The organism is Nocardia sp. NPDC055321, assembly GCF_053645575.1.
Genome location: NZ_JBSHMS010000033.1, coordinates 1 through 5,559 on the forward strand (window position 1 = coordinate 1; position 5,559 = coordinate 5,559).

Here is a 5,559-nt window from a genome sequence, read left to right on the forward strand (position 1 = left end):
CTCGCTGACCCTGGGCCCGCTGCTGGCCGGGCTCACCGACACCGAACGCACGATCCTGTGCATGCGCTACGGACGCGACATGACCCAGGACCAGATCGCCAAGATCCTCGGCGTCTCCCAGATGCAGATCTCCCGAATACTGGCCCGCCTGCTGAACTCCCTTCGCGCACAAGCACTCGAACTCTCCCCCGCCGCCTAGCCGCACAAAAGGCCAGGCCTCGCTCCCGCGTGCCCGTTCCTTGCCGCGGTGGCGATCGATGTGTGCCGCACATCGTCAGGCCAAGGTTGCCAGATCGACTGTGGAGCAGCGAAATACACACGGATCGCCGGTCAGATGCGGTCAGGGTGCCACGCCGGAGTGAAGTCCTTGCGAGTGGGACGCGGGCGGGGTTCGAGCAGGAGATAAACAACACCGATCACCGCGCCGGTCACGAACCCACCCAGATGCCCCTGCCACGAGGTGACATACGCCGAGATCACCAGCCAGATCAGGAACATCGCGGTGAGCGTGCCGACGGACTTTCGTTCACCCCTGTTCCGCAGGGACAGTACGAAATACGCGGCGACCAGGCCGTACACCGCTCCCGAGGCACCGACCGTCGGGGTATCCGGCGCGAGCTGATACACCATGAGCCCACCGCCGACGGCGGAGCCCAGATACAGCGCCAGCAAGCGAGCGGTACCGACCATCGGCTCGAGCGCGCGCCCGAAAAGCCACAGCCACAACATGTTCGACGCGATATGCGCTGTACCGACCCCTTCGTCGGGCTCGAGGTGCAGAAAACTGCCGGTGAGCACTCGGTACCACTCGCCGGTGGCAATACCTACCGGCGTGTAGCCCGGGTGCTGATTCCCGTCGAAGACGTACAACTGACCGTCTCGCAGGCTCCCCCGTCCGAGGGTGCAGAACAGCTCCGACAGCGTCGGGTATGCCAGCTGCACGAAATAGACCAGCACGTTCGCGGCGATCAACAAATAAGTAGCCGGCCGCTGGCGTACATGCCGGGCAACGGCGTCGAATTGCACAGAGATCCCTATCCCGCCCGCCCGCCCAGAAACCCCGCCCCGAGAACAGCATTCGCGGTTTCTTCAACGGCCGGTCTCCCAAGTAGTCGGCCCGCAGCGCACCGTTCACCGGGTGCGCGAATTACAAGCTAGCTCAGGGGTTCGAACACATCAACCGGGGGTAGCCACGCCACGCTCGGATCACGGTTCGTCGCTGTGCGCTAGTTCTGAGCACGCTGTGCCGCAACAGGTTCCGACCGCACACCGCCGCGAGCGCGGTCTGCGAAATGAGCTGGTACTCGGGCGTGCCGAAGGGCCGGGCCGTGCAAGGCACGCGGCGCGACGTGGGTGGGTCCGGACTGGCCGCCGAGATCGCCGCGGAACTGGGCGAGATTGCGAAGATGGTGGCCGCCCGGCTCGGGGCGGGGGACGGCAGTGCGCCCCCGCTGCCGACCGCCCTATTCGGTTATGTTGTTGGTCAAGCTGAAGCCGACCCTGGCGAAGTCCTCGGGTCCGATCAGCACCTCGTTGCGCAGCTCGTACCACTGCTCGTACGGCAGCAGGTAGGTCGAGGAATTGCGCGGAACGACGAAATCGATCTCCTGACGGTCTTCCTCTTCGCCGGTGTCCTCGGACGCGCCTTCGTAGAAGTATGACCAGCCGTGGATCCACACCGTCTTGTCGGAATTGACGTGAGCGTTCACGTCGATCTCGAGACGGCATTCGCCTCCCCACCTGACGGTCGGGACATTGAGAGAGTGCCACTGCCCGTCCTGGGGAACCGGGCGATTGATTGAATGCGCGGTGTGGATCCAGTCGTCGGGATCGGGCCAGTCGTCGGCATCTTTGCCGTCGACTCGGACTGTTCCACCGAGCAAGCGCAAGTCGAACATCTTCTTCTCCTTCGAGCGTCGGATACGGCTGTGAACGTTTCACCTCCATTCGAGAAATGATCCGCCGCACACGAACCCCCGACACGAGTAGCCAACTACTCGTCTCGAGCGGAATTCGGGACGCACACCCGGCCGCATTTCGCCGCCGCCAGCGCTCTCAGGGTTCTCTGGTATTCGTCAATCCACGACGTCTGTAACGAAGCAATCGCATCGCCTGTTCGCAGCGGGGATATTCGGGCATTCGGCCCGTACTCACTGTTCCGCGAGAAACTTCAGGATCTCCGGCGCGGCCAGTACCCAGGTGTCGAACATGTTGTAGTGGTCGGTGCGGCCGGTCATGAACTCCTCCATCGCTCGTTCCCAGGCGTCCTCGGGCCAGGGTGGGTCGATCAGGACCGAGTTCTCGATCAGACAGTGCACCTCGAGGGAGGTGCGTTTGGGGTGGTCGAGGTCTTTCGCGCCGCCGCGCACGATGAGGGTCGGCACCTGGATCCGGTCGAACAGCTCGTCGTCCACGCCGGGGATCGTCTGGCCGGGCTTGGGGACGTAGGCCTGTAGCCAGCGCAGCGAAAGACGCAGGAACTCCTCGCGATCCAGGCTCTCCAGGCGTTCGCGATTGCGCGGATTGGCCTCGATCCGGTCGCGCCACTCCCGCAGGCGCAGCAGTCCGTCGATGCCCCGGCCGCGGACCGCCTGCAGGCTCGGCAGGATGTAGTGCGCGCCGAGATTGAGGGTTCCGTAGACGCCTCCGACGATGTTCCACAGCACCAGGCGCGACACCAGTTCCGGGTACAGGATCGCGGTGAGCATGGAGTCGCGGGCGCCACCCGATCCGCCCGCGAGCACGCAGGGGCCGAGTTCGAGCGCGGTCAGCAAGCCGCGCAGGGTGTCCGCGCGCATGTGGGATTCGGTGTGGCCGAAGAACTGGACGTCGGACGCGCCGCAGTTGGGCCGGTCCCACAGCAGCACCCGGTGGCCGCCGGCCACCAGCGCCTCGGCCAGCGGCCGCAGGCCCGGGATGTCCATCCCGAAGCGGCCGCCGGGGGTCAGCACGATGAGTTCGCCGGTGTCGCCGAGGATGTCGTAGACGACGTGGCCGTCGTTGATCACTACCGAGGGCATGACGGTCCTGTCTGGGTTCGGCGCCGGGCTAGGACGCGCGCTTCTTGGCCTTCTTCTTGCGGCCGGATTTGCTGAGCCGGAAATCGGGCGGGAACGCGGCGTCGTTGTCCTTGACCGAGTTGTTCAGGCCCGCGGCGTGGGCGTCGGCGAGCATGAGTTCGTCGGCGTCGGGACGGGCGTGGCCGCCGAAGGATTCGAAGATGCCGCTGAGCAGACTGCCCATGTACTCGCCCTGATGCTGCTTCATGATCTCGAAGAAGATCTTCTGCATGAAGACCGTGTCGGTCGGCCGGTTGCGGGAGCACGCGAGGGCGTACTTCTCGGTTTCGGCCTCGAGATCGGCCGGGGCGACGACCCGGTTGAGGAAGTTGCAGTCCAGCATCTCCTGGGCGGTGAACGGCCGTCCGGTGAAGACCATCTCCTGGAACTTGCGCAGCCCCATGGTCTGCGCCCACGTCCACATGCGCGGGCCCCAGCCGTAGTAGCGGAAGGCCGGATGCCCGAAGAGCGCGTCGTCGGAGGAGATGACGAGGTCGGCATCGGTGGCCTGGTAGAAGTGCCAGCCGTAGCAGTAGCCCTTGACCTCGACGATGCTGATCTTCTTGAATTCCTGCAGGCTGCGGCAGCCCGCGCCGGCGTTGGCGTACCACTGCCCGATGCTCGCGCCGTGGCGGAACGATCCGGGTGGGGGATAACGCACCTCGTCGGGACCGATCCGGTATTCGCTCAGGCGCGGCCCCTGATCCGGGTCGTTCTGCACCTCCAGGAATTCGGGCAGATCCGCGCCGGTGCCGAAGTCCGCGCCCGCCCCGCGCACCACCAGTACCTTGACCTCGTCGTCGATGTTGGCCCGGTGCAGCAGGTCCGCGTAGCGCAGGCGGGCGGCCATGGTCGGGGCGTTGAGGTGTTCGGGGCGGTCGAAGGTGATGGTCGCTATGCGGGTCTGGGGATCCTTGTCGTAGCGGATGATCTCAGTGGGATCGGGTGCGGGCATGGCGCGGCTCCTACGGTGATGCGGGGGAACGGTTTCAGCGGGGACGCCACACCGTCATGGCCACCGAGGTCAGGTCCAGGGTCTCGCTCAGGGGGATCTTCCCCGCGCGAGCGTGCTGGAAGAACTCCGCCAGCACCGCCTCGGGTTCGCCGTCCAGGTCGTAGACCGCCAGGTAGCGGTGTGCGGGGGCGGGCTGTCCGGGGATGTCGGTGGCGGCGATCTCGTAGCGGGCGCCGCCGACGACGCCGGGGACCGCGGTGACGTCGGCCAGGTGGGTGGTGTCGTACCAGTCGTTGAACTCGGCGTCCCGGTCGGCGACGGCGTTGGAGAAGACCAGCAGTTTGGCACCGGACATGAGTTGATCCTCCGAATTGTGTTGTGGTGCGGTGCTTTCAGGCAGCGCGGAGTGGCGGGGAGTGGCGGGTTCGGGCATGGCGATGATGGCGTGCACCGGGCAGTCGAGCAGGGCGCGGGTCACCGCGTCGTGGTCCGGGTCCGCGATGACGCCGTCGCCGGCCAGGCTCGCGTAGCCCCAGTCGTCGAGCGGGAAATGCGCGGGCGCGTGTTTGGCGCAGAGGCCGAAGCCGTCGCACAGGGTGCGGTCGAGGCGAATCTTCACGGGTTCCCCTCCCACACCGCGAACGGGATGTCCGCGAGATATGCGTGCGTCGCGCAGTCCGGGCACCGGTTGTCCAGGTGCGCTTGCACTTCGGCGCCGAAGCGGTCCAGCAGCGCGGCCGCGGTATTGGTGGCCGCGTCGAGGGTGCCGCACGCGCCGCGCCCGCGCAGCACCGTCGACCAGCGCCGCAATCGGGCCAGATCGTCTGTGCCGGCGTGACCTTCGCGCAGGGCGACCGCGACCGCGGCCATGGCGGCGGTGCCGTTGAAGCACGATCCGCACTGTCCGGCGTTCTCGCGCCGGAAGTACTCCAGCAGCGAGGCCGCAACCGCGACAGGACATTCGGTGGTCAGGACGGACAGCGATCCACAGCCCAGGGCAACGCCGTGGGCTGCCGGGGATTCGTGGTCCAGGCGGGCATCGACTATTCCGCGATCCGCCATGCCGGTGAAGTAGCCGCCCAGCAGCGCCCCGCGCACGGAATTGGGCGAAATGCCATGCAGGGTGAGCAGATCCGCGACCCGGTACCCATAGGGCAGTTCGTACAGCGCCGGTGGCCGGTCACCGCCGGTCACGGTGGCCAGGAACGTGCCGGGGGAGTGTTCGGTGCCCGCGGATCGGTACGCGGCCGCTCCGTGCCGGTGTATCCAGGCCAGCTGGGCCAGGGTCTCGACATTGCTGACCGCCGTGGGCCGTTGGCGCACACCCTGTTCGAACGGGCGCGGCGGCTTGTCCGAGGGCAGCGCGGGCCCGCCGTCGATGGCACGCACGGCGGCGGTTTCCTCCCCGGCCACGTAGGCGGGCGGCACGGTCACCACTTCGATGACGGGCCAGGGCAATTCGCGCGGGGCCGCGTCGAGCTCGGTCAGCGCGCCGTCGACGGCGCGCGCGGCGTCGGCATCCGAGAGATACACGTAGGCGTGGTC

At 67.0% G+C, this 5,559-nt stretch carries 6 protein-coding genes and 1 pseudogene; 1 reads left to right on the forward strand and 6 read right to left on the reverse strand.

Annotated features, from left to right (window positions below; all coding sequences use genetic code 11):
- Positions 1-199: sigma-70 family RNA polymerase sigma factor (locus tag ACWIGI_RS35735; RefSeq protein ID WP_454207977.1), on the forward strand; the 199-nt coding region annotated here is incomplete at its 5' end.
- Positions 200-330: 131 nt separating this feature from the next.
- On the opposite strand, the gene ACWIGI_RS35740 is transcribed toward ACWIGI_RS35735, so the two are convergent.
- The 6 genes and pseudogenes from ACWIGI_RS35740 to ACWIGI_RS35765 all read right to left on the reverse strand — a co-directional run.
- On the reverse strand, positions 331-972 hold the full coding sequence (locus ACWIGI_RS35740) for a rhomboid family intramembrane serine protease (RefSeq protein WP_454207978.1): 642 nt from the start codon (positions 970-972) through the stop codon (positions 331-333).
- Positions 973-1,463: 491 nt separating this feature from the next.
- The gene (locus ACWIGI_RS35745; RefSeq protein ID WP_454207979.1) at positions 1,464-1,898 is read right to left on the reverse strand and encodes a hypothetical protein; all 435 of its coding nucleotides are present in this window, start codon (positions 1,896-1,898) and stop codon (positions 1,464-1,466) included.
- A gap of 252 nt (positions 1,899-2,150) precedes the next feature.
- Positions 2,151-3,020: an alpha/beta fold hydrolase gene (locus tag ACWIGI_RS35750; protein WP_454207980.1), complete on the reverse strand. Its 870-nt coding sequence runs from the start codon at positions 3,018-3,020 to the stop codon at positions 2,151-2,153.
- Positions 3,021-3,048: 28 nt separating this feature from the next.
- A complete protein-coding gene (locus ACWIGI_RS35755) occupies positions 3,049-4,014 on the reverse strand; it encodes an enoyl-CoA hydratase/isomerase family protein (RefSeq protein ID WP_454207981.1) in 966 nt (321 codons plus the stop codon).
- A gap of 379 nt (positions 4,015-4,393) precedes the next feature.
- A pseudogene (locus ACWIGI_RS35760) lies at positions 4,394-4,633 on the reverse strand (ferredoxin); the annotation flags it as partial.
- On the reverse strand, positions 4,630-5,559 hold a 930-nt coding region (locus ACWIGI_RS35765), incomplete at its 5' end, for an NADH-ubiquinone oxidoreductase-F iron-sulfur binding region domain-containing protein (RefSeq protein ID WP_454207982.1). The gene ACWIGI_RS35765 and the pseudogene ACWIGI_RS35760, both read right to left, overlap by 4 nt.

Coding starts and splice junctions, on each gene's coding strand:
- ACWIGI_RS35745 (WP_454207979.1), bottom strand. CDS start 1,898: ATGTTCGACTTGCGCTTGCTCGGTGGAACAGTCCGAGTCGACGGCAAA.
- ACWIGI_RS35750 (WP_454207980.1), bottom strand. CDS start 3,020: ATGCCCTCGGTAGTGATCAACGACGGCCACGTCGTCTACGACATCCTC.
- ACWIGI_RS35755 (WP_454207981.1), bottom strand. CDS start 4,014: ATGCCCGCACCCGATCCCACTGAGATCATCCGCTACGACAAGGATCCC.